The 24,986-nt window shown below is 45.4% G+C and carries 19 protein-coding genes; all 19 read left to right on the top strand.

Going from position 1 to position 24,986, the window contains the following annotated elements; translation table 11 throughout:
• Positions 1-142: 142 nt before the first annotated feature.
• The 19 genes from ACN6MV_RS23685 to murA all read left to right on the top strand — a co-directional run bounded on the left by ACN6MV_RS23685 (position 143) and on the right by murA (position 24,968).
• Positions 143-1,852 (top strand): peptide ABC transporter substrate-binding protein, encoded by a 1,710-nt coding sequence (locus tag ACN6MV_RS23685; protein ID WP_076117282.1) that lies wholly within the window; start codon positions 143-145, stop codon positions 1,850-1,852.
• Between the two features lie 222 nt (positions 1,853-2,074).
• Positions 2,075-3,007: an ABC transporter permease gene (locus tag ACN6MV_RS23680; protein WP_042130265.1), complete on the top strand. Its 933-nt coding sequence runs from the start codon at positions 2,075-2,077 to the stop codon at positions 3,005-3,007.
• A 33-nt stretch (positions 3,008-3,040) separates the two neighbouring features.
• Positions 3,041-3,955 carry an ABC transporter permease gene (locus tag ACN6MV_RS23675; protein ID WP_042132392.1) on the top strand — a complete coding sequence of 305 codons (915 nt, stop codon included), beginning with the start codon at positions 3,041-3,043 and terminating at the stop codon, positions 3,953-3,955.
• 12 nt (positions 3,956-3,967) lie between these two features.
• Entirely contained in the window at positions 3,968-4,963 is a 996-nt protein-coding gene (locus ACN6MV_RS23670) for an ABC transporter ATP-binding protein (protein ID WP_042130263.1), read from the top strand.
• Positions 4,960-5,880, top strand: coding sequence for an ABC transporter ATP-binding protein (locus ACN6MV_RS23665; protein WP_042130261.1), 921 nt, complete (start codon positions 4,960-4,962; stop codon positions 5,878-5,880). Before ACN6MV_RS23670 ends, ACN6MV_RS23665 begins: the two co-directional genes overlap by 4 nt.
• 232 nt (positions 5,881-6,112) lie before the next feature.
• Positions 6,113-7,744: a bacillithiol biosynthesis cysteine-adding enzyme BshC gene (gene bshC, locus ACN6MV_RS23660; protein WP_419885005.1), complete on the top strand. Its 1,632-nt coding sequence runs from the start codon at positions 6,113-6,115 to the stop codon at positions 7,742-7,744.
• Between the two features lie 188 nt (positions 7,745-7,932).
• Positions 7,933-9,201: an adenosylhomocysteinase gene (locus ACN6MV_RS23655; RefSeq protein WP_042130258.1), complete on the top strand. Its 1,269-nt coding sequence runs from the start codon at positions 7,933-7,935 to the stop codon at positions 9,199-9,201.
• Positions 9,202-9,620: 419 nt separating this feature from the next.
• Positions 9,621-10,058 (top strand): division/cell wall cluster transcriptional repressor MraZ, encoded by a 438-nt coding sequence (mraZ, locus tag ACN6MV_RS23650; protein ID WP_042130255.1) that lies wholly within the window; start codon positions 9,621-9,623, stop codon positions 10,056-10,058.
• 36 nt (positions 10,059-10,094) lie between these two features.
• A complete protein-coding gene (gene rsmH / locus ACN6MV_RS23645) occupies positions 10,095-11,048 on the top strand; it encodes a 16S rRNA (cytosine(1402)-N(4))-methyltransferase RsmH (RefSeq protein ID WP_042130253.1) in 954 nt (317 codons plus the stop codon).
• A gap of 23 nt (positions 11,049-11,071) precedes the next feature.
• Positions 11,072-11,464, top strand: a complete 393-nt coding sequence (locus ACN6MV_RS23640) for a septum formation initiator family protein (protein ID WP_042130250.1) — start codon at positions 11,072-11,074, stop codon at positions 11,462-11,464.
• Between the two features lie 46 nt (positions 11,465-11,510).
• Positions 11,511-13,742 carry a penicillin-binding transpeptidase domain-containing protein gene (locus tag ACN6MV_RS23635; protein WP_076117277.1) on the top strand — a complete coding sequence of 744 codons (2,232 nt, stop codon included), beginning with the start codon at positions 11,511-11,513 and terminating at the stop codon, positions 13,740-13,742.
• 80 nt (positions 13,743-13,822) lie between these two features.
• Positions 13,823-15,748 (top strand): stage V sporulation protein D, encoded by a 1,926-nt coding sequence (locus ACN6MV_RS23630; RefSeq protein WP_042130246.1) that lies wholly within the window; start codon positions 13,823-13,825, stop codon positions 15,746-15,748.
• A 55-nt stretch (positions 15,749-15,803) separates the two neighbouring features.
• On the top strand, positions 15,804-17,291 hold the full coding sequence (locus ACN6MV_RS23625; RefSeq protein ID WP_042130243.1) for a UDP-N-acetylmuramoyl-L-alanyl-D-glutamate--2,6-diaminopimelate ligase: 1,488 nt from the start codon (positions 15,804-15,806) through the stop codon (positions 17,289-17,291).
• Positions 17,288-18,694 carry a UDP-N-acetylmuramoyl-tripeptide--D-alanyl-D-alanine ligase gene (locus ACN6MV_RS23620; RefSeq protein ID WP_419885004.1) on the top strand — a complete coding sequence of 469 codons (1,407 nt, stop codon included), beginning with the start codon at positions 17,288-17,290 and terminating at the stop codon, positions 18,692-18,694. Before ACN6MV_RS23625 ends, ACN6MV_RS23620 begins: the two co-directional genes overlap by 4 nt.
• A gap of 21 nt (positions 18,695-18,715) precedes the next feature.
• Positions 18,716-19,681, top strand: a complete 966-nt coding sequence (gene mraY / locus ACN6MV_RS23615; protein WP_042130241.1) for a phospho-N-acetylmuramoyl-pentapeptide-transferase — start codon at positions 18,716-18,718, stop codon at positions 19,679-19,681.
• Positions 19,682-19,684: 3 nt separating this feature from the next.
• Positions 19,685-21,106: a UDP-N-acetylmuramoyl-L-alanine--D-glutamate ligase gene (gene murD / locus ACN6MV_RS23610; RefSeq protein ID WP_341114471.1), complete on the top strand. Its 1,422-nt coding sequence runs from the start codon at positions 19,685-19,687 to the stop codon at positions 21,104-21,106.
• Positions 21,107-21,160: 54 nt separating this feature from the next.
• On the top strand, positions 21,161-22,258 hold the full coding sequence (gene spoVE, locus ACN6MV_RS23605) for a stage V sporulation protein E (RefSeq protein WP_042130238.1): 1,098 nt from the start codon (positions 21,161-21,163) through the stop codon (positions 22,256-22,258).
• 5 nt (positions 22,259-22,263) lie between these two features.
• A complete protein-coding gene (gene murG / locus ACN6MV_RS23600; protein ID WP_042130236.1) occupies positions 22,264-23,376 on the top strand; it encodes an undecaprenyldiphospho-muramoylpentapeptide beta-N-acetylglucosaminyltransferase in 1,113 nt (370 codons plus the stop codon).
• Between the two features lie 308 nt (positions 23,377-23,684).
• Complete coding sequence (gene murA / locus ACN6MV_RS23595; RefSeq protein ID WP_076117266.1) at positions 23,685-24,968, top strand: UDP-N-acetylglucosamine 1-carboxyvinyltransferase; 1,284 nt, start codon at positions 23,685-23,687, stop codon at positions 24,966-24,968.
• Positions 24,969-24,986: the final 18 nt, after the last annotated feature.

Genomic DNA, 24,986 nt, shown 5'->3' with positions numbered 1-24,986 from the left:
GCTCCGGTGAAGCGGCAACGTCACAAAAGTTTAAAGTTTTAATAAAAAAAGAATTTTCTGAAAACATTCCACTAGATTTTTTTGACCACTGGTTGTATAATCATAAACCATATACCACATTCTATTTAGGGGGAACTGCTAGATGAAGAAGAGTAAAAGTCTATTGCTAATGCTTGCATTAGTACTTGTTATCGGCACAGTGCTTGCTGGCTGCGGCGGAAACAATGCAAACAGCGGCAACAAAGGTAACGCTGGTAACACTGGTAACACGGCAACTGGTAATGCGGCTACAGAAGAGAAATTGGCTGCGGACCAAACATTGAGAATCAACCTAAGCTCTGAGCCTCCAACATTTGATCCAGGATTGGCTCAAGATAGCCAAGCTCACACTGTCCTGACAACAATGTACGAAGGTCTGACTCGCATGAATGCTGAATCTGGTCAAGCTGAACCAGGTGTTGCTGAAAGCTGGGACATTTCCGCTGACGGTCTGGTATATACTTTCAAACTCCGTGATTCACAATGGAGTAACGGCGATCCTGTAACAACAGAAGACTTCGTTCGCGCTTGGAAACGCGTGCTCGATCCTGCTGCTGCATCCGCTGCACCTTACGCTTATCAATTGTATTACATCAAAAATGCTGAAAAGTTCTATAACAAGGAAATTACTGATTTCAGTCAAGTAGGTATCAAAGCGGTTGATGAGAAAACTCTAGAAGTTACTCTTGAAGCCCCAACTCCTTACTTCCTTGGATTGCTTTCCTTCTACACTTATTACCCTGTACACAAATCCATTGAGAGTAATCCAAAATGGGCAACAAGCAAAGACACTATGATCGTTAACGGTGCTTTCACTCTTACTGAGTGGACTACAGGTCAAACACTTGTTGTAACTAAAAACGATAAATACTGGGATAAAGATTCCATTAAACTTAGCAAAATCGATTTCTCCCTTGTAAACAGCGGTGCAACTGAGTTGCTCAGCTACAAGAACGGTGAATACGATCGTGCAGGTGGACCAACTGGTGAAATTCCATCAGAACAAATTCCAATCGTACAAAAAGAACTTCCAAAAGAATTTAGCCGTAAAGGTATTGCTTCCGTATACTACTACGAATTCAATATCACTGAAAAACCTTTCACTAACGCAAAAATCCGTAAAGCTCTTGCAATGTCCATTAACCGTCAAGCTTTGATTGACAATGTAGTACAAGGTGGACAATTCCCAGCATTCGGTTTTGTACCTCCAGGTATTGCTGGTGCTGATGGTGAATTCCGTACAGCAGTTAAAGATAGCTACTTCACTGAAGATCTAGAACAAGCTAAAACATTGCTTGCTGAAGGTCTGAAAGAAGAAGGCCTTGACAAATTGCCTACATTCTCATTGACTTACAACACAAGTGAAGGTCACAAGAAAATTGCTTTGGCAATTGCTGATATGTGGAAAAACAATCTTGGTGTTGACGTACAAACCGTTAACCAAGAGTGGGCTGTATTTATCGAAAACCGTCAAAACCTGAACTACCAAGTTGCACGTGCTGGTTGGACTGCGGATTACAATGATCCAATGACTTTCCTTGATATGTGGGTAACAGGCGGCGGTAACAATGATACTGGTTACGCTAATCCTGAATATGACAAATTGATCAGCGAAGCTAAAGCAAGCACTGACTTGAAAGTACGTCAAGACAAGTTTGCAGCAGCAGAGAAATTGCTCATCGAGCAAGATCAAGTTTTGATTCCATTGTACTACTACACTAACAACTCCCTGACTAAAGAGTACCTTAAAGGTGTTACTCTTGACTTCAGTGGTGCAATTGACTTGACTCGTGGATACTTGCTTGAGCACTAAGATTTTGCTCTAGTAATTTAAACAGAATAGTTAGTTGACTGAAGTAACACAATACTTCGGGATATATATGTGGAACTCCATATATATCCCTTTTTTTTGTATTCCAGTCTATTTGTTATTTATTGTTATTTATAACATATTTAGAAAATGGACAAAAATCCGTTTTTTTCATAAAATCAATATAATGCTCTCAAAAAATTTGTCGGAGGAGGTGTGATGGGGATGGTTCGTTATGTCGCAAATAAATTCTTCTATATGTTGGTTTCATTATTTGTACTGATTTCAGCAACTTTTTTCTTGATGAAAGCTATTCCAGGGGATCCGTTTACTTCTGAGAAAAAAGTACCGCCAGAAATTAAAGCACGTTTGATGGAGCAATATGGTCTGGACAAGCCGCTCTCTCATCAGTATTTTAAGTATTTAGGTGATATTGTCCAAGGTGATTTGGGTGTATCCATGAAACGCCTGAATCAAGATGTATCTCATTTGATCAGTCAAACCTTTTCAGCGTCGCTGAAGCTGGGACTCGTCGCAATTGTTGTGGCGGTTATTGTTGGGGTTCTTCTCGGCATGTTAGCGGCACTCTATCACAGAAAGTTTCTTGACAGCGCCGCGATGGTGTTGGCAGTTCTGGGGATTGCGGTTCCGAGCTTTGTAGTCGCGTCATTATTACAGTATGTGTTCGCTTTCAAATTGGGTTGGGTACCGGTTTCAGGATTTAAAGGGCCAATCTATTATTTCTTACCTGTAGCAGCACTCTCGGCACAGCCGATAGCCTTTATAGCTCGCTTGACCCGTTCAAGTATGCTTGAGGTTCTGAATGCGGATTATATCAAAACGGCTAAGGCTAAAGGGTTAAGCTGGATGGCTATTCTGAGCCGCCATGTACTTCGCAATGGTATCCTGCCTGTAGTTACTTACATGGGACCTATGACAGCTAACATCGTAACTGGTTCGGTTGTAATCGAGCAGATCTTTGGTGTTGGGGGCATTGGTAAACAGTTCGTGGAAGCGATTGGTGTCCGTGACTATACCGTTATTATGGGGATTACCATTTTCTATGGTGTACTACTCATGGTAGCCCGTTTCATTACTGATATTGCTTATGTATTGATTGACCCACGTATGAAACTAAGTGGAGGAAAGGAGGGCTAATTAGTGGCTAGTGATAATAACTTGCTAAAGAACATGAATCTAAAACCGGAAGACTTTCAAAAAGTCGGTATAGATGAAAAAGAAGCCGAGGTAATTCAGCGGGAGAGTCTCTCTGCCTGGAAAGATTCTTGGCAACGGTTGCGTCAGAACAAAATGGCAATGACTGCGCTTGGTATTCTAGGTTTGATCGTGCTTGCAGCGATCTTCGCTCCTTTTTTCTCGAAATACAACTATTATTCCAATGACTTGATGAGCACCAATAAGCCCCCTTCCTCTGAACACTGGTTTGGAACGGATGATCTTGGACGTGATATTTTCGTTCGTACTTGGTACGGTGCACGGATCTCCTTGATCGTAGGTTTAGCTGCTGCAGCCATCGACTTGTTTATTGGTGTTATCTATGGTGGAATTATGGGTTACTTCGGTGGCCGTGTAGATAATATCATGAACAAATTCTCTGAAATTTTGTACTCTATTCCTTATTTGTTGGTTGTAATTTTGCTCTTGGTCGTGCTTGAGCCAAGTCTTGGTACAATCATCCTAGCTTTAACCATAACAGGCTGGATTACGATGTCTTGGATTGTACGTGGAGAAATTATGCAACTCAAGAACCGCGAGTTCGTATTGGCTTCCCGTTCCATGGGTGCTGGTTCTGCAAGACTGTTGTTCAAGCATCTTCTGCCGAACGCAGTTGGTCCGATTATCGTAACCATTACACTTTCTGTACCAAATGCAATTTTTGCTGAGGCCTTCCTAAGCTTCTTGGGTCTTGGTGTACAAGCTCCTATCGCTTCACTTGGATCTATGATTAACGATTCACTCACCGGTTGGTTGTACTATCCATGGCGCTTCCTGTTCCCTGCCATTCTGATCAGTTTAACCATGCTTTCTTTCAATATTTTCGGTGACGGTCTTCGTGACGCGCTTGATCCTAAGCTGAAGAAATAGGAGGGATTAAGGATGGAACCTATTTTACAGGTCAAAGATTTGCATGTTTCATTTTTTGTTAAAGGCGGAGAGGTACAAGCTGTCCGTGGTATGAATTTTGAAATTGGCAAAGGTGAAACGGTTGCCATCGTCGGCGAGTCCGGCAGCGGTAAGAGTGTAACTGCACAATCGATTATGCGTTTGATCCCTTCCCCACCCTCTAAAGTGAAAAAGGGAGAAATTATTTTCCAAGGACAAAATCTGCTAGACAAAAGCATGAAAGAAATGGAATCCATTCGCGGTAAAGATATTGGCATGATTTTTCAAGACCCGATGACATCTTTGAACCCAACCATCAAAGTGGGCAAACAGATCACTGAAGTTTTGATTAAACATCAGAAAATGTCAGCGGCCGAAGCGAAAAAGCAAGGTATTGAGATGCTTAATTTAGTTGGTATCAAAAATGCTGAGGCTCGCTTTAACCAATATCCCCACGAATTCTCAGGCGGCATGCGCCAGCGTGTAATGATTGCAATCGCGTTGGCCTGTCGTCCGGCTTTGCTCATAGCGGACGAGCCTACAACGGCTCTTGACGTAACCATTCAGGCGCAGATCATGGAAGTTATGAGAGAGATGCAGCAAAAACTAGGTACCTCCATTATTTTGATTACCCATGATCTAGGCGTCGTTGCCGGTATGTGTGATCGGGTTATCGTAATGTATGCAGGTGAAGTTGTGGAGACTGGAACAAGATGGGAAATCTTTAAGAATCCACAACATCCATATACCAAAGGTCTGCTGCGCTCAATGCCGCGTCTGGACCAAAAGAAAGGCGAGCCGCTTATTCCGATCATCGGCACACCGCCAGATCTGATCAAGCCGCCGATCGGATGTCCGTTCACCGCGCGTTGCAACGAAGCAATGCATGTTTGCGAACAAATCGATCCCGGCGCCACAGAATTCAGCGAAACGCATATGGCGCGTTGCTGGAATCTGCATTCGATGGCCAAGGAGGTGCAGTACTCTTGAGTAAGAACCTAATAGAGGTAGAAGGTCTTAAGAAATACTTTAATGTAGGTAAAGGCAAGGTTCTTAAGGCTGTTGATAATATTAACTTCTCCATCCGTGAGGGCGAGACGCTTGGAATGGTAGGAGAATCCGGTTGTGGTAAGACTACTGCTGGACGTACAATTCTTCGTTTGTATGAGCCAACTGCCGGAAGTGTGAAATATAATGGTACAGACATTTATAAATTGCCTTCTAACAAAATGAAAGCTATGCGTCGTGACATGCAGATGATTTTCCAAGATCCGTACGCATCGCTTAACCCGCGTTTTACGGTTTCTGATATCATCGGCGAGGCACTGGACATTCACGGAATGGCTGGTAGCCGTGCAGAACGTAAAAAGCGGATCGAAGAGCTGCTCGATATGGTTGGTCTTAACCACGATCACGCAACTCGTTATCCGCATGAATTCTCTGGTGGACAACGCCAACGTATTGGGATTGCCCGTTCGTTAGCGGTAAATCCTAAGTTCATCGTTTGTGATGAGCCGATTTCCGCGCTTGACGTATCCATTCAGGCTCAGGTCGTTAACTTGCTTAAAGAATTGCAAGATCGTCTGGGATTGACTTATCTTTTCATCGCGCATGATCTATCCATGGTTAAACATATCAGTGATCGCGTAGCTGTTATGTACTTGGGTAAAATGGTAGAATTGGCGGAAAGTGAAGAGCTTTATGCGAATCCTATCCACCCTTATACCAAATCTCTCTTGTCAGCTATTCCAATTCCGGATCCGGAAATTGAAGTGAACAAGAAACGCATTCACTTACATGATGAGCTTGGTAGTCCTATTTATTCCGCTAACGAAAAGAGCAATGATAGCGACTTTGAATTAGTAGAAGTATCAAAAGGACACTGGGTAAGCAAAAAATTTGCTTAAATCCATAGCGAATATTAGACAGGCGGGAGCGTTATGCTCTCGCCTCTTGTATGTAGTGGGGATATTTAAAAAATTAGTTTATAGTACGAAAAAATAATACGGCTGCTAATGCATTGCTTTTTTTGCAGGATGCATTTCTTTTGACGTGGCCTCTGACTTTGGATACAATCATAAAGAGTTTACGAACTTGGGTTTACATATAACTGCTCAGTAGAACTGGAGGCACTAGCAAATGAATATTGTAAAGGAACCGCTCCCGGGTGGATCTGCACTCGCGCGCGACTATATAGAAAATTTTGAAAAGGTTAGTCATTTGTATGGTGGGGATTTCCGAAGTAAAGAGCGTAGAAGCACTCGGGCAGAGTGGCTGGATCGCAGTGAGAATCTCCGTGCCGACCGAACACAAATTGCTGAATGTCTCCGTCAATATAATGAGAAGCATAATTCACATGATGCGGTGAAGGCTTCGTTGGCGCTTTTGGAACAGCCGGGAACGTTAGTAGTTACTGGTGGGCAACAAAGCGGATTATTTACAGGACCACTACTTGTAGTGTATAAAGCAATGACAACCATTATGGCTGCAAAAGAAGCTGCTGAGCAGCTCGATCGACCTGTAGTGCCATTATTCTGGATCGCAGGTGAGGATCATGACTGGGATGAAGTGAATCATACGTATGTATTGAATCGTACGCAGGAGATCACAAAGATTAAGATAGAGAAATCAGAGGAGAAACGTTCCTCAGTGAGTAATATTCGTGTAGAAGAGGAAAGCTGGCAGCAAGTGGTGGAACAGCTGGATGGGATGCTTCAAGATAGTGACTTTAAACCGCAAATTATGGAATTCATTCGATCTTCTTCGTTTAGAGCAGATAGTATGACGGATGCTTTTGCCAAGCTAATGGGTTCTTTATTTGGTAAATTTGGTCTGATCCTGCTTGATTCTGCTGATCCTAATCTACGCAAGTTAGAAGAGCCATTCTTTACATCGCTAATTATGCAGAACGATGCACTGGAAACAGCGTATATGAATTCTGCTTCTGATATCGTGAACGCTGGGTATGAACTTCAAGCCGACGTTACGGCAGGCAATGCCAACCTCTTTTATATTCATGAAGGTGTACGGTTATTGCTTCACAAGAAGGATGGAGTCTTTGCCGATCGCAAGGGCCAGGTATCATTTACCCGTGAGGAATTACTAGAGGAAGTAAAAGCACATCCGGAACGCTTCAGCAACAACGTATTGACACGCCCGCTTATGCAGGATTATGTGTTGCCGGTTCTAGCAACGGTGCTAGGTCAAGGAGAGATTGCTTATTGGGCCATTCCGCATCGTGCGTTTGAGGTGGTCGGGGGACAAATGCCTTTAATCATCCCAAGAATGTCTTTCACTGTGGTAGAAGGTACGCTTCATAAGCATATGGATAAATATCAACTAAGCTTTGAGGATGTAAGACAGGGACTAGATCGTAAAAGACATGAATGGCTGGCTGCACAGGATGAGCTGGGAATCGAACGTCGATTTGAGGAAACTAAAGCATCTTTCTCAGCTATGTACGAACCGCTCATCGAACAGCTTGGATCCATACAGGCAGGTCTACTTAAACTAGGAAATAACAATAAAGATAAGATTTTGGATCAGATTACTTTCTTACAAGCAAAGGCCCAAGATGCAATGGCGAAACAGAATGAAGCTGCAATCCGACAATGGGAGCGAATCGAGCTGTCGTTAATGCCACTGGGTAAACTGCAAGAAAGAGTATACAATATCATGTATTACTTGAACCGCTACGGACTTCCATGGTTGGATGAGCTGATGGCGATAGAACCGGATTATAATGGGACACATCGCATCATTTATATGTAGAGAAGTAATGCTCCATAAAATAAAGAAGTAACGCTCACAAAACTTGGATTATGCTTACGAAGCGAGTTTTGTACGAAGTATATTCAACGTAGTAACGCTCACAAAACATGGATTATGCTTACGAAGCAAGTTTTGTACGAAGTATATTCAATGTAGTAACGCTCACAAAACTTTTAGGAGGTTTCATTATGAGTTCAACTAATCAAAATAGTATCGTGGCTGATATGTCACTCGCACCCGAAGGACATTTGAAAATCGACTGGGTCCGTCAACATATGCCGGTATTGAACCGTATTCGTGAGCAGTTCGAAGCTGAACAGCCATTTAAAGGTCTAAAAGTCTCAATTACGCTTCATCTGGAAGCTAAAACCGCATATCTTGCGAAGGTTGTCAAAGCAGGCGGTGCAGAAGTAACTATTACCGGATCGAATCCGCTTTCCACCCAGGATGATGTATGTGCGGCACTTGTTGAGGACGGCATCACAGTATTTGCTAAATACAACCCGTCTCCCGAAGAGTTCAAAGCTCTGAATATCAAGGCACTCGAAAGCAAACCGGATTTGATCATTGATGATGGCGGGGATTTTGCTACATTGCTGCATTCGGAGCGTCCTGATCTGATGGAGAATATTCGCGGGGGTGCTGAAGAAACAACAACCGGCATCATTCGTCTAAAAGCTCTTCAAAAACAGGGTGTTTTGAAGTTCCCAATGGTCGCAGTAAATGATGCTTATTGCAAATATTTGTTTGATAACCGTTATGGCACAGGCCAATCTGCATGGGATGGCATTATTCGGACAACTAACCTGATCGTTGCGGGCAAAACCGTAGTTGTTGTCGGATACGGCTGGTGTGGTAAAGGTGTTGCGATGCGTGCCAAAGGTTTAGGTGCCAAAGTGGTTGTCACTGAAGTCGATGCCATTAAAGCCGTTGAAGCACATATGGACGGTTTCGAAGTGATGCCTATGCTGGAAGCTGCTAAGGTCGGTGATTTCTTCGTTACAGTTACAGGTAACCGTTATGTCATTCGCGGGGAGCATTATGATGTTATGAAGGACGGAGCAATCATGTGCAACGCAGGCCATTTCGACGTTGAAGTGAATAAGCCTGAATTGTCTGAAAGATCCGTATCCCAGCGAACTGTTCGCAAAAATATCGAAGAATACCAGCTTCGCGACGGCCGTAAACTATATCTGCTTGCAGAAGGCAGACTTGTAAATCTGGGTGCTGCGGATGGACACCCTGCCGAAATTATGGATACGACCTTTGCGCTTCAGGCGCTGTCGTTGAAATATGTAAATGATAATTATAAGAGCATTGGCGTAAAAGTTGAGAATGTTCCTTATGAGCTGGATGAGCAGGTAGCACGCTATAAGCTGGAAAGTCTAGGTATTAACATCGATAGCCTGACTCCAGCACAAGTAGATTATTTGGACAGCTGGAATTTAAACGATTAATTGCGGTACGCACAACGATAAAGAGTATTAACCAAGTCTACCTTGAACTGAAGCAACTTTTTAAAAATATAAGAGAGTATAAGTTTCACGATATACATTATCCTTATATTTCTCGCTTAAACGTTTCGCGTCCTTAAAAGGACGCCGAGGACGTTTATGCTTGAAAAGCCATGCAACGGACAAGATTCCGATTGTATGGCTTTTTTTATATTACACACTTAGACGCTAAACGTCCGTATTAGGATGCTCCAGGCGTTTATGCTAGGTGGAGAAATGTTTTTCGGGTAATGATCTATCTGATTTAGAAAAAATTTCCTTGCGCCAGAAAAAGGTTTTTGATTTTTAATGGCGAATCTATTATGCTTAAGTGGTGAAAAGTGGGGCAAAGTGGGGATTCGGGGATTAGGGGTGGGAAAAGGATGTTCATGGGAGAGTATCAACACAGCATTGACGACAAAGGCCGAATCATTATTCCGGCTAAACTTCGTGAATTGCTTGGAACCTCCTTTGTGGCGACCCGCGGCCTAGACTCCTGTCTATTTGTTTATCCCATGGAAGAATGGGCAATCATGGAACAAAAGCTAAAAAGCCTTTCACTGATGAAATCAGATGCCCGCGCATTCAGCCGCTTTTTTTTCTCAGGCGCAACAGAATGTGTATGGGATAAGCAGGGAAGGGTAAACCTGCCGGCCAATTTAAGGCAGTATGCCAAACTGGACAAAGACTGTGTTATTCTGGGCGTTTCGAACCGGGTGGAAATCTGGAACAAAGAGCTATGGGAGCAGTACTTCGAACAGTCCGAGGAATCGTTCAACGAAATTGCCGAAAAATTGGTGGATTTCAATTTTGATCTATAAAACACAATATCGAATACTGTCCTGGAGGGATGCAGCTTGTTTCACCACATCACGGTGCTTAAAGAAGAAGCGACAGAAGGGCTGCACATCAAAAAAGACGGAATCTATGTAGATTGCACTCTCGGTGGAGCGGGTCACAGCTCACTAATTGCTTCCAAGCTTAGCGGCGAAGGCCGATTAATCTGTTTGGACCAAGATGATTGGGCGCTGGAGAACGCTAAAGAGAGACTGGCCGAATACGGAGACAAGGTTGTACTTATTAAGACCAATTTCCGTGATCTGGAGAGTGTACTAAAGGATGTGCCCTTTGTACCACAAAAAGATGGCATTCCCCAAGTGGATGGAGTGCTCTTTGATCTTGGCGTATCATCTCCGCAGTTTGATGAGGGAGAGCGCGGATTTAGTTACAATCATGATGCTCCGCTGGACATGCGTATGGATCAGACAGCCCTTTTAACGGCTGCTGATATTGTGAATACGTGGTCTGAGCAAGAGATCGCCCGTGTGCTTTTTCAATATGGAGAAGAGAAGTTCTCGCGAAGAATCGCTAAGAAAATTGTAGACAGAAGAGAAGAAAGTCCTGTGGAGACCACCGGAGAATTAGCAGAGCTTATCAAGGAAGGTATTCCGGCTGCTGCACGAAGAACGGGAGGGCATCCCGCTAAACGGAGCTTTCAAGGTTTACGGATTGCTGTTAATGACGAGTTGGGTGCTTTTGAAGAAGGATTACATAGCGCAGTACGTTGCCTTGCACCAGAAGGTAGAGTCTCCGTTATCACTTTTCATTCACTCGAGGACCGAATTTGCAAACAAATACTAAGCAGTTATTTAAGCAGATGTACATGCCCGCCTGACTTTCCGTTTTGTGTATGCGGCGCGAAAGGCACGCTTAAGTTAATCAACCGCAAACCGCTTGTGCCCTCTGAGGAAGAGCTTGAGCTTAATACTCGAGCCCGTTCAGCTAAGCTGCGCATTGCAGAAAAATTGTAATTGACGATAAAGGAGAGTCAGAGATGGCCTATACCCGCGGCAATTTAGCAGTTCAGCCCAAAAGAAAAGAAGAGGTAAACCCCCTTTACCGCGAGAAGACAAAAGTAGTTACCAAACGAAGAGTACTTCCGCTGCAAGAGAAACTTTTGTATATGCTGACGCTAGGAGTATGCGTTTTGGTGGCTATCACCCTGATTTCACGTTACGTTCATATTTATGATTTGAACTTGCAGGCCCAGAAATTAGATAAGGAGATAGCGAGTGCTAAGAAGCAGATTTCCACGTATGAGATGGAGAAGCAAAATTTGGAGCAGAAGGTTGCCCAAAAGGCAAAGGATCTTGGCTACGTAGCACCGGATGAAAATACTACCATATTTATTCCGGCGAGTCCGCTATCGACTGAAGGCGATAATTAGTGAGCGATTGGCAAGATCGCAATAAAAAAAGTTGTGAGGTTCGCTTATGGTAAAGAGAATAAAACTTCGCACGCTGTTTATAGGAGGGTGTATTACCCTCTTTTTTCTTGTTTTGATAGCTAGAGTGTTCTGGATTCAAGTTGTGGAGGGTTCGGATTGGCAAGAAAAGGCTGCTACACTTTGGGCGCATACCTCGACTATCAAAGCAGAGCGAGGGACGATTTCTGACCGTAATGGGAGTGTGCTCGCTAGTGATGTCCCCGCTTATACTGTGGTTGTGAATCCGGCAGTCATTGCTGAAAAGGGAATCGGTGATGAGGTCGTCAAGGGATTGCATGAGCTACTCGGCAAGCCGGAAGATGAGCTACGGAAGCTGATAGAAGCTAAAGACGAGAACGGCAAATACCTCAAGAACCGTGAAGTTCGTAACGAAGGCTGGAAGATCGATCAGGAACTTGCTGATAAGGTGAAAGAATTTTATGTAGCCCTAGGTAAAGAACATAAAATTCAAGAGACTGGGATTGGTCTGGTTAGAGAGCAGAAACGATATTACCCTAAGGGTTCGCTTGCTGCGCATATTTTAGGGTATACAGATCGGGATGGCAAGGCGATTATGGGTCTGGAAAAATCCTTAGATGAACAGCTTAAGGGTTCCGATGGCAAGCTGCTTTATCAAAGTGACGGTCAAGGGGTTAAGCTGCCGGATTCGAAAGATACCTATAAACCCGTAGTAAATGGAAGTAATTTCAAGCTTACAATCGACAGTACGATCCAGAAATATATACAAGAGGCTATGGAAAAGGCATATGCGCAATATAAGCCGAAAAGTATGAGTGTCATTGCCGCTGATCCGAATACAATGGAGATTTTGGGGATGGCGAATATGCCTACCTTTAATCCAAATGAATTTTGGAAAACAGGGGCTGAAGGCGCAGGTTTCTATAATCATGCTATTAAATCAACTTACGAGCCTGGTTCGACCTTCAAAATTGTTACACTTGCTGCAGCTGTAGAAGAGAAGCTTTTTGATCCTGTAGCTACATTTTTGTCAGGATCTATCAGAATTAAGGGATACAGTAAGGCATTACATGATATTAATCGTTCCGGTTGGGGACAAATCAGTTTCCTCGAAGGTGTGAAGCGGTCTAGTAACGTCCTTTTTGTAAAACTTTATGAAATGCTAGGACAAGACAGACTTTTACAGTATATTGATGATTTTGGCTTCAATGAGAAGACTGGCATTGACCTGCCAGGAGAAGCAAAGGGGTTCGTAAATCCGAATCTTAATCGACCTATTGAAATTGCTACACTTGCTTATGGGCACGGAGTAATAGGTGTCACGCCGCTTCAACAGTTGGTTGCTGTATCTGCCATCGCTAATGGAGGGAAACTGATGACCCCGTATGTGGTGAAAGAGGTTACGGACCCAAACACCGGAGACACTAAGGTTACTCAGCCTAGTGTAGTGCGTCAGGTGATTGATGAGGCAAGCGCCAAGAAAACCGGTGAATATTTGGAGCAGGTTGTTGCCGACCAAGTCAAAGGAACCGGACGCAACGCTCATATTGAAGGTTACCGTGTGGCAGGGAAGACAGGAACGGCTATCAAGGTTGAAGGTAAGGATTACGTGAAGTCCAAAGTACTGGTTTCCTTTATTGGTTATGCGCCTGTGAATGATCCAAAAATCGCTGTTATTGTTATTATTGATGAACCGAACGTTGAGGTTGGCGGTGGTAAAGCTGCAGCTCCTGTATTTAAAGAAATCGTATCTCAGTCTCTCCAATACATGGGAGTTCCAAAGTTGGCAACTGAAACTAGCGATAAGGATAGTAAAAAAACAGTTAAAACAGATGCCCCTGCGCTCCGGACCACACCTGATCTGACGGGGAAAACGATGAAGGAAGCAAGAGAAACGCTTCTGGATCAAGGTTTTGATTTTGAAGTGGTCGGTGAAGGAGCTTCTGTTGAAACCCAATATCCAGAGGCTGGAACCAAACTTGTTCAAGGACAGCGTATATATCTATTAAGCAAGCAAGGGGACAAACCTACTATTCCTAAGTTACAAGGAGAGTCTCTGCGTGATGCACTTGAGGTTCTAACCCTACTAAAAGTGGAGATTGCGGTAGAAGGCGAAGGATATGTCTCGGAACAGATTGAAGGAACAAAGAACGGCAAGACATTGGTAACCTTGAAGATGAAGCCATTAAACGATAATAGTGAAGATGTTCCTGCATCCTCATCTGCTGATGAGGGTACAGAATCGGAGAGCGGGCCATAGGCTTGTTCTAACCCCTGTTTGTCCCGAATAGTCATGAAGATAAGAGCTCATGTCTATAGGTGAAAGCGGGGGAGAACGGAATGAAGGTTTCGAAAGTTGTAACACGGCGGAGAATGCTGTGGACGCTGCTGGGACTGGCAGTGTTATTCGGTTCGCTGGTCGTGCGTCTTGCTTACGTGCAATTATCCCAAGGCGAGAAATTAAGTGACAAGGTAGAAGATTCCTTGCGCCGCAATATTCCTTTTACCGCCAAGCGTGGTGAAATTTTGGATCGTGAAGGAATACCGCTGGCCTATAATATCAGCACACCTACAGTTTATGCGGTGCCTGTGCAGGTAAAAGAGAAGGAAAAGACAGCGCAGCAATTGGCGCCTCTGCTTGGGATGACCGAGGAGAAGCTGATGAGCTTGCTGACTAAAAAATCAATGTCGGTGAAACTTCAGCCCGGCGGCCGCAAAATTACGATGGAACTTGCCGCGAGCATCCGTGATTTGCAGTTGCCGGGCATCGTTGTCGCTGAGGATAGCAAAAGGTATTATCCTTACGGCGATCTTGCCGCACACATCCTAGGCTTTACAGGTATTGATAACCAAGGGATTACCGGAGTCGAGAACATATACGACAATTTGCTTAAAGGCATAGCAGGCAATATTTCGTATTTGTCTGATGCAGGTGGAAGACTCATGCCTGGATCATCGGAGAAGTATTCTGCCCCTCAGGATGGACTAAATCTGCAATTGACGATTGATAAACAGATTCAATCCATTATGGAGCGCGAGCTTGATCAAGCTATGGTAAAATATCAGGCGCAGGGTGCTTGGGCTATAGCGATGAATCCGAAGAATGGTGAGATTCTGGCCATGGCTAGTAGACCTGGTTATGAACCGGGGCTATATAAGGAATATGATCCACAGATCTATAATCGGAATTTGCCCATTTGGATGACCTACGAACCTGGTTCGACGTTCAAAATCATCACACTGGCTGCAGCACTGCAAGAAGGGAAGGTAGACCTGCAAAATGATCATTTCTATGATCCTGGGTTTATCGAAGTTGCAGGTGCAAAGCTGCGCTGTTGGAAAAAAGGCGGGCACGGCAGTCAAACCTTTCTACAAGTAGTTGAGAACTCCTGTAACCCCGGGTTTGTCGCTCTTGGGCAACGCTTGGGAAAAGAAACGCTCTTCAAATATATCCGTGATTTTGGCTTCGGCAGCAAAACCGGAATTGATTTAAATGGAGAATCTAATGGGATTCTGTTCAAGCTCAATCAAGTAGGTCCGGTAGAACTCTCGACTACAGCCTTCGGCCAAGGGGTCTCGGTTACGCCTATTCAGCAGATTGCTGCGGTATCGGCCGCTATTAACGGTGGTAATCTCTATAAACCGCATGTATCAAAAGCATGGGTGAATCCGGAAACTGGTGAAACCGTATCGGAAGTAAAGCCAGAGCTTGTACGGCAAGTTATTTCGGAGGAAACGTCTAAGAAGGTGCGGGCAGCACTTGAGAGCGTAGTTGCCAAAGGCACGGGACGGCCGGCTTTCATAGACGGCTATCGTGTAGGTGGTAAGACAGGTACTGCACAAAAGGTCATTAACGGACGTTATTCTCCAACGGAGCACATCGTTTCTTTTATAGGTTTTGCACCTGCGGATGATCCACAAATTGTGGTGTATACTGCGGTTGATAACCCGAAAGGGATTCAATTCGGAGGTGTTGTTGCAGCTCCAATTGTGCAGAATATTTTGGAGGACTCACTACACTATATGAAAGTCCCGGAACGCAGTGACCAGCTTCCAAAAACGTATAAGTATGGGGAAACTCCGATTGTGACCGTGCCTGATCTTACAGGAGCAACGGTGCAGGATATCTATGAGGATTTAAATATGAATTTTAATCTGGCGCGTTCAGGCTCCGGCAATACAGTCATCAACCAAGCTCCGAAAGCTGGGGCTAGAGTAGAACAGGGCTCAACCATCAGGATTTATATGGGAGCTTCTAGTGAATAATGATAAAGGTATAAGGTTTAAGTTCGTATCCGAAAATGTAGAGTGAGGGATTACTATGAAAGTTAATGAATTGTCTGCTTGTCTTGCTACTTCGCGTCTATATGGGGATGGGGAGGTGGAGATTACTGATCTTCAGACGGATTCCCGCCGTGTAAGTCCGGGAGATCTATTTATTTGTTTACCCGGCCACACCGTAGACGGACACAAGTATGCTCCGCAAGCTGTAGCCTCTGGAGCATCCGCTATCGTATGTGAGCGTAAGCTAGAGCTTGATATTCCACAGATCGTTGTCGACGACTGCCGGTTCGCGATGTCTGTCATGTCGAATGCATTCTTTGGCTCACCTAGCAGCCGTATGAGAATGATCGGCGTTACGGGTACAAATGGGAAGACAACAACGACTTATCTTATTGAGCGGATTATGCAAGACCAGAATATGAAGACGGGTCTGATTGGAACCATTCAAATGCGTTATGACGGCCAAAGCTATCCGATGTCAGGCACTACTCCAGAATCGCTAGATCTGCAGCGCTCGCTTCATGATATGGCATCCAAAGGTGTGGAGTGTTGTGTAATGGAGGTTTCCTCTCACGCGCTTCAGCAAGGACGTGTGAAGGGTGCGGACTTCCGTACGGCAATATTTACGAACTTAACCCAGGATCATCTGGATTATCATCATACAATGGAGGAGTATCGGGCGGTTAAAGGTCTCTTCTTCTCTAGACTAGGAAATGTGATCTCCCCTTGGAAAGAAGAACGTAAATATGCAGTACTTAATGCTGATGATGAAGCCAGCCATTATTTTGCAGCCCAAACTGCGGCGGAAGTGATTACATATGGCATTGATAACAACGCTAATGTCAGGGCTTCGCAAATATCGATCACTGCAAAAGGAACTTTTTTCCATGTGGATACGTTTAAGGGTGAGACGGACATTTCACTTCGTATGGTTGGCAAGTTCAATGTCTATAATGCACTTGCAGCAATTACGGCTGCACTGTTGGAAGATGTGTCATTGTCAGATATCAAGACTAGTCTTGAGGCGATTGATGGGGTAGCTGGACGGGTGGAGTCAGTGGATGAGGGGCAAGAATATGCCGTTATCGTTGACTATGCACATACACCAGACGGGCTGGAAAATGTATTAAGAACGGTCTGCGAATTTGCTACAGGAAAAGTGCTTACTGTGTTTGGCTGTGGAGGAGACAGAGATCGCACGAAACGCCCTTTAATGGGTAAGATAGCCGCAAAATATAGCGATATGGTGTTCGTAACCTCTGACAACCCTCGGACGGAGGACCCTGGGCTAATTCTGAAGGATATAGAAGCAGGATTAGTGGAGGATGGAGTTACCTCTGATCGATATCATATGATTGTTGATCGCCGTGAAGCGATTGGGAAGGCTATTGAAATGGCAAGCTCTGGCGATGTAGTATTGATTGCGGGGAAAGGTCATGAGACCTATCAACTAATTGGTGGAGTGGTTCACGATTTCGATGACCGCATCGTCGCTAAAGAAGTTATAAGGGGTCGAAGCTATTGATTACAAGAACACTGGGACAAATTGCTGTGATGTGCGCAGGTGAACTTCCTGCTGCCGAAGCTATGAATATACCTCTTACGGGCGTCGTTACTGACTCCCGTAAGATAACAACAGGCTGTCTATTTGTCCCTCTATCGGGTGACAAATTTGATGGTCATCATTATGCTGCTTCAGCTCTTGCTGCTGGCGCTGCAGGGACCTTGTGGCAGCGTGATAAAGGTCCTGCACCTGAGGGCGGCGGAGTCATTATTGTTGAAGATACGCTAGAGGCGCTTCAGAAGCTGTCCGCTGCGTACTTGAATGAGGTCGCTCCAAAGGTTGTCGCTGTTACGGGCAGCAACGGAAAAACAACGACAAAAGACATCATCATGGCTTTGCTCGAAATGCAGCACAAGGTGCATAAGACAGAGGGGAACTTCAATAATCATATTGGTCTTCCGCTTACGATTCTATCTATGGCTGAGGATACAGAGATTGCTGTTCTTGAAATGGGTATGAGCTCGCGGGGAGAAATTGCTCTGCTGGCTTCTTTGGCTAGACCTGATGTTGCAGTCATTACTAATATAGGCGAGTCGCATCTGCTGCAACTAGGATCACGCAAAGAAATTGCCCGTGCCAAGCTGGAGATAGTTGAAGGGTTAAAGCCTGGTGGATTGCTAATTTATAACGGTGATGAACCGCTGCTGACTGAGGTAATGCAAGAGTCCACTTTTGAGGCTCCGGAGGGGATGGTATCCTTTCGTTTTGGCCTGAACGGGGATAATGATGATTATCCGACAGGGATGATGTCCCATAATGGTGGTATGACGTTTACGTCAAACCTTCATAAGGAACATGCTTTTACATTACCGCTGCCAGGTCAGCATAACGTTGTTAACGCGTTGGCTGCACTAGCGGTCGCTCGCCATTTTGGGGTAACGGATCAAAATGTAGAGAATGGGTTAAGTAAGCTCAAGTTGACGGGCATGCGGATTGAAGTGATTCGGGCTTCTTCCGGGTTTACACTTTTGAATGATGCTTATAATGCCAGTCCGACTTCTATGAAGGCGGCCATTGACGTGCTCCAAACTATGAAATGCAGTGGCAAAAAAATCGCAGTACTGGGGGACATGCTGGAACTAGGGCCGGATGAAATACAGTTTCATAAAGAAATTGGCTACTACCTTGACCCCGCAGTGACTGATTTTGTATATACCTATGGCCCATTGTCAGTCCATATTGCAGAAGCTGCGAAGGAAAGATTCGGTAACGAGCGTGTGCTGGCTTTTACAGATAAGTCAGAATTAACAGCTGCTCTTATCGAGAAATGCAGTTCTAAGGATATTGTTCTGTTCAAAGGATCTAGAGGGATGAGGCTTGAGGAAGTACTTCAGAGCCTTAATCAAGAGAATAAACAGACCTAAATAAATGGAGGGGGTGCACCCATGGATTATCAACTATTGTTATTGACTATTGCTGTTTCCTTTATCCTTGCGGTCATTGCCGCTCCGCTCTTCATTCCGCTTCTGCGCAGGATGAAATTCGGACAGCAGGTGCGAGATGACGGACCGCAATCCCATTTAAAGAAAGCGGGAACGCCAACGATGGGCGGTATCGTAATCATCGTGGCTTTTACATTGGCTTATCTGAAATTTTCTGTGGTGAATAACGATTTTTACGTACTACTAGTGGCTACGCTTGGTTTTGGACTGATCGGATTTTTGGATGATTATATCAAAATCGTATTCAAGCGTTCGTTGGGCCTTACGGCGCGTCAAAAATTGTTTGGACAGCTGTTGGTAGGTGCTGTAATGTGCGGTCTGCTAATTTCTGCTGGACATAGCACAAGTATCAGCGTTCCGGGAACTGATTTCAGCTTTGACTGGGGCGGCTTTTTCTACTATCCATTCATTATCATTATGATGATGGCCGTAACGAATGCTGTAAACTTTACTGATGGAGTAGATGGTTTGCTGTCAGGAGTAAGTGCTATTGCTTTGGCGGCTTATGCTGTTGTAGCGATGCAGGCTACCTCGATTGCAGCTGGAGTGTGCGCAGCGGCAATGATCGGGGCAGTTCTCGGGTTTCTGGTCTTTAACGCCCATCCAGCTAAGGTGTTCATGGGAGATACCGGATCATTTGGTATTGGCGGCGCGATAGGTGCAATTGCTATTGTCACGAAGAGCGAACTGCTGTTTCTTATCATTGGCGGTGTGTTTGTAGTGGAAATGTTATCTGTCGTGATACAGGTGGTCTCTTTCAAAACCCGTGGCAAACGTGTATTTAGAATGAGCCCGATTCACCATCATTTTGAACTTGGTGGCTGGTCGGAATGGCGTGTGGTAATTTCGTTCTGGGCGGTAAGTTTGGTATTAGCCGCTGTTGGACTATTTATTAGCAAGGGGTTGTAGCGAATGAAACATCCAGATATGTATCGTGGTGAAGAAGTTGTGGTTCTTGGGCTCGCAAAAAGCGGTGTCCAGGTTGCTAAAGTGCTGCATGATCGAGGCGCTGTAGTTACGGTGAACGATAAAAAGGAAAGAGATCAAAGTCCCGAAGCTTCCGAATTGGAATCTTTGGGAATTTGTGTTATAAGCGGTGGGCATCCGGATGGACTGATTCATGAAGGTGTAAGTCTGGTCATTAAGAATCCAGGCATTCCATATTCTGCGCCTCCTGTGCAAAAGGCTCTTGAGCTTGGCATTGAAGTAGTTACAGAGGTAGAGGTTGCTTACCGTCTTTGTGCAGCGCCGATGATTGGCATCACGGGATCCAATGGCAAGACGACAACGACGACCTGGGTAGGTCAAATGCTGGAAGCCGCAGGTATGAATCCGATTGTTGCAGGTAACATTGGCACGCCTCTCTGTGAGGCTGCGCAAGAAGCTACAGAGGATAACTGGATGGTGGTCGAACTCAGCAGCTTCCAGCTCAAAGGTACGGAAACTTTCCGCCCCAAAATAGGTTGTTTGTTGAATATTGCGGAGACCCACCTGGATTATCATGGGAGCATGAAGGATTATGTCGATTCCAAAGCAAAGCTGTTCGCTAATCAAGTAGCTACGGATACGGCTGTGCTGAACTGGGACGATCCCTTTTGCCGGGAACTTGTGCCATATATGAAGGCTACTATTCTTCCGTTCTCTATGTCCGAGGAGCTCACTCATGGTGTGTTTGTTAGCCCGTCCTATATTACGGATCAAGACGACGATCTGAAGCGCCGGATCATCTACCGCGAATCTGCAGAACAAGAAACAATCATTGCTGATGTAGATTCCATTGGCCTTCCGGGGCGTTTCAACGTGGGAAATGCACTGGCTGCATGTGGCATTGCCATTGCTGCTGGAGCTGACCCTTCTTTATTGGGCGAAGTGCTTGCTTCGTTTCGCGGTGTGGAGCACCGGCTGGAGTATGTAGCTGATAAGGCTGGGGCCACTTATTATAATAATTCCAAAGCAACGAACTCCAAAGCGACGATTATGGCATTAACGTCCTTCAAACGCCCCGTAGTGCTGATCGCTGGCGGATTAGACCGTGGTTCCGATTATTTGGAGCTGCTGCCTGTCCTGAGCGGTCGTGTTAAAGCGCTAGTAGCGTTAGGGGAAACTAAGGACAAGCTAACGAATGTAGCGCAGCTGGCAGGATTAAAGCAGATTATCTCCGTCGATAATGGGGAGAGTGCCGCCGCCGTGCTTGAGCAAGCTGTGCAGGAAGCCTCCGCTCTGGCGGAAGAAGGAGATATCGTTCTTTTGTCTCCTGCATGTGCAAGTTGGGATATGTTTACATCCTATGAAGAGCGCGGGCGTATTTTTAAAGAGGCGGTGCATAACCTTTAAGTAGGGGGGTGGATAAGCCCCATCCCTACTACGGATGCAAGAGGTGTGCTCCTGATGAACAAAACTCGTCATGCTCCCGATATTTGGTTGCTGATTCCTATTCTATCTTTGCTGGTGATCGGCATGGTGATGGTATACAGCGCCGGGTCCGTTCTGGGCTTCCGCAATTATGGAGATTCGTTTTACTTTGTAAAAAGACAGCTTTTGTTTGCAGGACTGGGACTAGTCGCAATGTTCGTTACGGCGAATACCGATTACAGGGTGCTGAAAAAGCTGGCTAAGCCGGCACTTCTGATCTGCTTTTTCTTACTTGTTATTGTGCTTATCCCCGGTATTGGTGTAGTACGTGGGGGCGCGCGCAGTTGGCTAGGAATTAGCTCTTTCGGGATTCAGCCTTCCGAGTTCATGAAGATGGGGATGATTCTATTCTTAGCCAACTGGCTAGGAAAAGAGGAATACGACATCACCTCCTTCACACGCGGCTTGCTCCCACCGCTTGCGCTCATTGGGTCAGCCTTCGCGCTGATTATGCTGCAGCCGGATCTGGGTACAGGCACTGTTATGTTTGGTGCAGCCTTGATGATGGTCTTCACAGCTGGGGCTAGAATGAAGCATTTACTTTCACTTGGCGTAGCTGGAGCGGCAGGGTTTGTTGCTTTGATTGCAGCAGCGCCTTACCGGCTGCAGCGGATTACCGCTTTTCTTGATCCTTGGTCCGACCCCCTTGGTGCAGGCTACCAGATTATTCAGTCGCTATATGCGATCGGTCCTGGGGGGCTCGGTGGTCTCGGATTAGGAATGAGTCGGCAGAAGTACAGTTATGTTCCTGAGCCACAAACTGATTTTATTTTTTCTATATTGGCCGAGGAGCTGGGGTTTATCGGTGGTTTGGCTGTGTTGATCCTATTTCTTATTCTAATCTGGCGCGGGATGAAGGTGGCGATGAGTCTGCCTGACCGTTTTGGAAGCTATCTGGCCGTTGGCATCGTCTGTATGGTGGCTGTGCAAGTCATTATTAATATTGGTGTTGTTATCGGTCTAATGCCTGTAACAGGCATCACGCTTCCTCTGATTAGCTATGGCGGATCTTCGCTTACACTGATGCTGACATCCCTTGGCATTCTATTGAACTTATCCCGTTTTGCGAGGTGAAAGAGATGCGTATCGTATTAAGCGGCGGAGGCACGGGTGGACATATCTATCCTGCGCTCGCTGTTGCTAGGCAAATGGAGTTGGAAGATAGCAAATCTACCTTCTTGTATATAGGTGGATCGCGTGGCTTAGAGAGCAAGCTTGTTCCCCAAGAAAATATCCCTTTCAAATCTATTGACATCACCGGTTTTCGGCGCAAGCTGTCCATAGACAACGTCAAGACCGTGATGCGTTTCTTGAAGGGTGTTAAGGCTTCCAAAGAAATGTTAAGAGAATTCAAGCCAGATGTTGTGATTGGAACAGGCGGTTATGTATGTGGTCCGGTTGTTTATGCTGCATCCCGGTTAGGTATTCCTACTTTGATCCATGAACAAAATGCTATACCAGGTTTAACCAATCGCTTTTTGAGTCGGTATGCGAGTACGGTTGCCGTAAGTTTTGAAGGCACAGAGTCCTCTTTTCCGGGGAGCAAGCATGTGATTTATACTGGTAACCCACGTGCTACAACAGTTACTACAGCAAGTCCGCAACGAGGATTCGCATCGCTGGGTATTTCGGATGGCAGTACTGTAGTTTTGGTAGTTGGAGGCAGCCAGGGAGCTAAGGCTATTAATAGAGCCATGATTGAAATGGCCCCATTAGTGGGTAAGGGTAATGGTGTTCATTATGTGTATGTTACTGGTGAACCCTATTTTGAAGAGACCCGGGTGGAATTGCGTCAAAAGCTGGGTAGCTTACCAAACTGGTTGCATGTCCTTCCTTATGTTCATAATATGCCAGAGGTGTTGGCTTGTACCTCTTTGATCGTTAATCGGGCTGGAGCATCTTTTCTCGCTGAGATTACAGCGCTGGGTATTCCCTCTGTACTCATTCCTTCTCCTAACGTGACTAACAACCATCAGGAAGCGAATGCAAGACAGCTGGAACGTGAGGGTGCTGCTGTGGTGCTGCTTGAGAAAGATTTAAACGGCACGGCTCTTTATGAGGTGGTTCAAAAAATCATCGGAGCAGACGAAGTGCGTGAGCAGATGTCCGCGGCTTCCAAGCGACTCGGCAAAAGAGATTCTGCAGCAGTGATCACAAGCGAGCTCCGAAGACTTACAGGTAAGAAGTCTTAAGAAATCCTCTTTTTCTATATGGGTTTTCCTTATTGGCAGCTCTCTGTCACACACTTGGAGGAACGAACATAGGATAATCCTATAATCGTGACAATCACCCAGGACACTTCCAAACCTGAGATGTAGTGCAGGTTATTCTTGAAATATAAGAAAGTATAAGTTTCACGTTATACATTATCCTTATATTTCTCGCTTAAACGCCTATCGTCCTTATAAAGGACGCCGAAGACGTTTATACTTGTACATTTCATATGAGCTTTTAACGGAAGTGTTTGTGGTGGGTGAGCGGTAATCTCGGAGGTGATACATTGGACAAATTGGTGATTGAGGGTGGAAATCCCCTGTCAGGCACCATTCGTATCCATGGAGCAAAAAATGCGGCGCTGCCGATTCTAGCGGCAAGCCTGCTGGCCGAAGGAGTTCACTCACTGCATAATGTGCCGAAGCTGCTGGACATCGAGACTATGCTAGACATCCTAGATCGGCTGGGCTGCAGGTGCGTGCATCAAGAGGATACGGTGACGATAGATACGTCTGCCGTCGGGACATCTCATATCCCTGAGGATTTAATGCGGCAGATGAGATCTTCTATTTTTCTAATGGGACCGCTGTTATCCAGATTTGGAGAGGTAACGATCTATCAGCCAGGGGGCTGTGCAATCGGAGAGCGTAAAATCGATCTTCATCTACAAGGGCTTAAGGCGCTTGGTGCGGAGATCGAAGAGAGCAATGGACGAATATTCTGTCGAGGCTCTAAGCTTATAGGGAGTGATATTCATCTCGACTATCCAAGTGTAGGGGCAACGGAGAATATTATGATGGCTGCCGCAAAGGCAGAGGGTACAACAACGATATCGGGGGCAGCGAGAGAGCCGGAGATACAGGACTTGCAGCAATTTTTGAATAGTATGGGTGCTCAGATTATAGGTGCAGGTACGGACACCATTACGATTCAAGGTGTTAAAAACCTGCATCCCTGTACGTACGAGGTGATACCTGACCGGATTGTGGCTGGAACCGTAATGATTGCGGCGGCGGCTACACGGGGGAATGTGACTTTGACACATGCCAACGCGGGGCATCTGACTTCGCTTATTCATGTGCTCAAGCGGGCTGGTGTTCAAATCACAGTGTGCAATGATATAATTAATGTCAGTTGTATGGGGCGCCCGCGTGCTGTTGAGAGAATTGTGACTTCTCCTTATCCTTCTTTCCCAACAGATCTGCAATCTCAGGTCATGGTGCTGTTGTCTCTTGCCGATGGCTTCAGTGTAATCAAAGAGACGGTGTTTGAGGGACGATTCAAGCATGTTGAAGAAATGGCTCGGATGGGCGCTGATATTTCTATCGATTTGAATCGTGCGTTTATACGCGGTGTTCAGAGATTGTATGGTGCTACTGTGGAAGCTACTGATTTGCGTGCTGGTGCTGCTCTGGTCATTGCTGGTCTCGCTGCACAAGGGACTACAGTCGTTGAGCAAGCACACCACATTGACCGTGGGTATGATGGAATAGAGATGCTGTTTCAGAAGCTTGGTGCGCGTATAAGCCGCAAGGTACCCATACCGGATCCACTTGATTTGGCCAATTAAAGCTCCCTGTCTCCTTCA

The organism is Paenibacillus sp. B-A-8 (assembly GCF_048572915.1).
In the GTDB taxonomy this organism is placed as follows: domain Bacteria; phylum Bacillota; class Bacilli; order Paenibacillales; family Paenibacillaceae; genus Paenibacillus_AQ.
The sequence above is the reverse complement of the archived record's forward strand: the minus strand, read 5'-3'. Positions and strand labels throughout refer to the sequence as shown.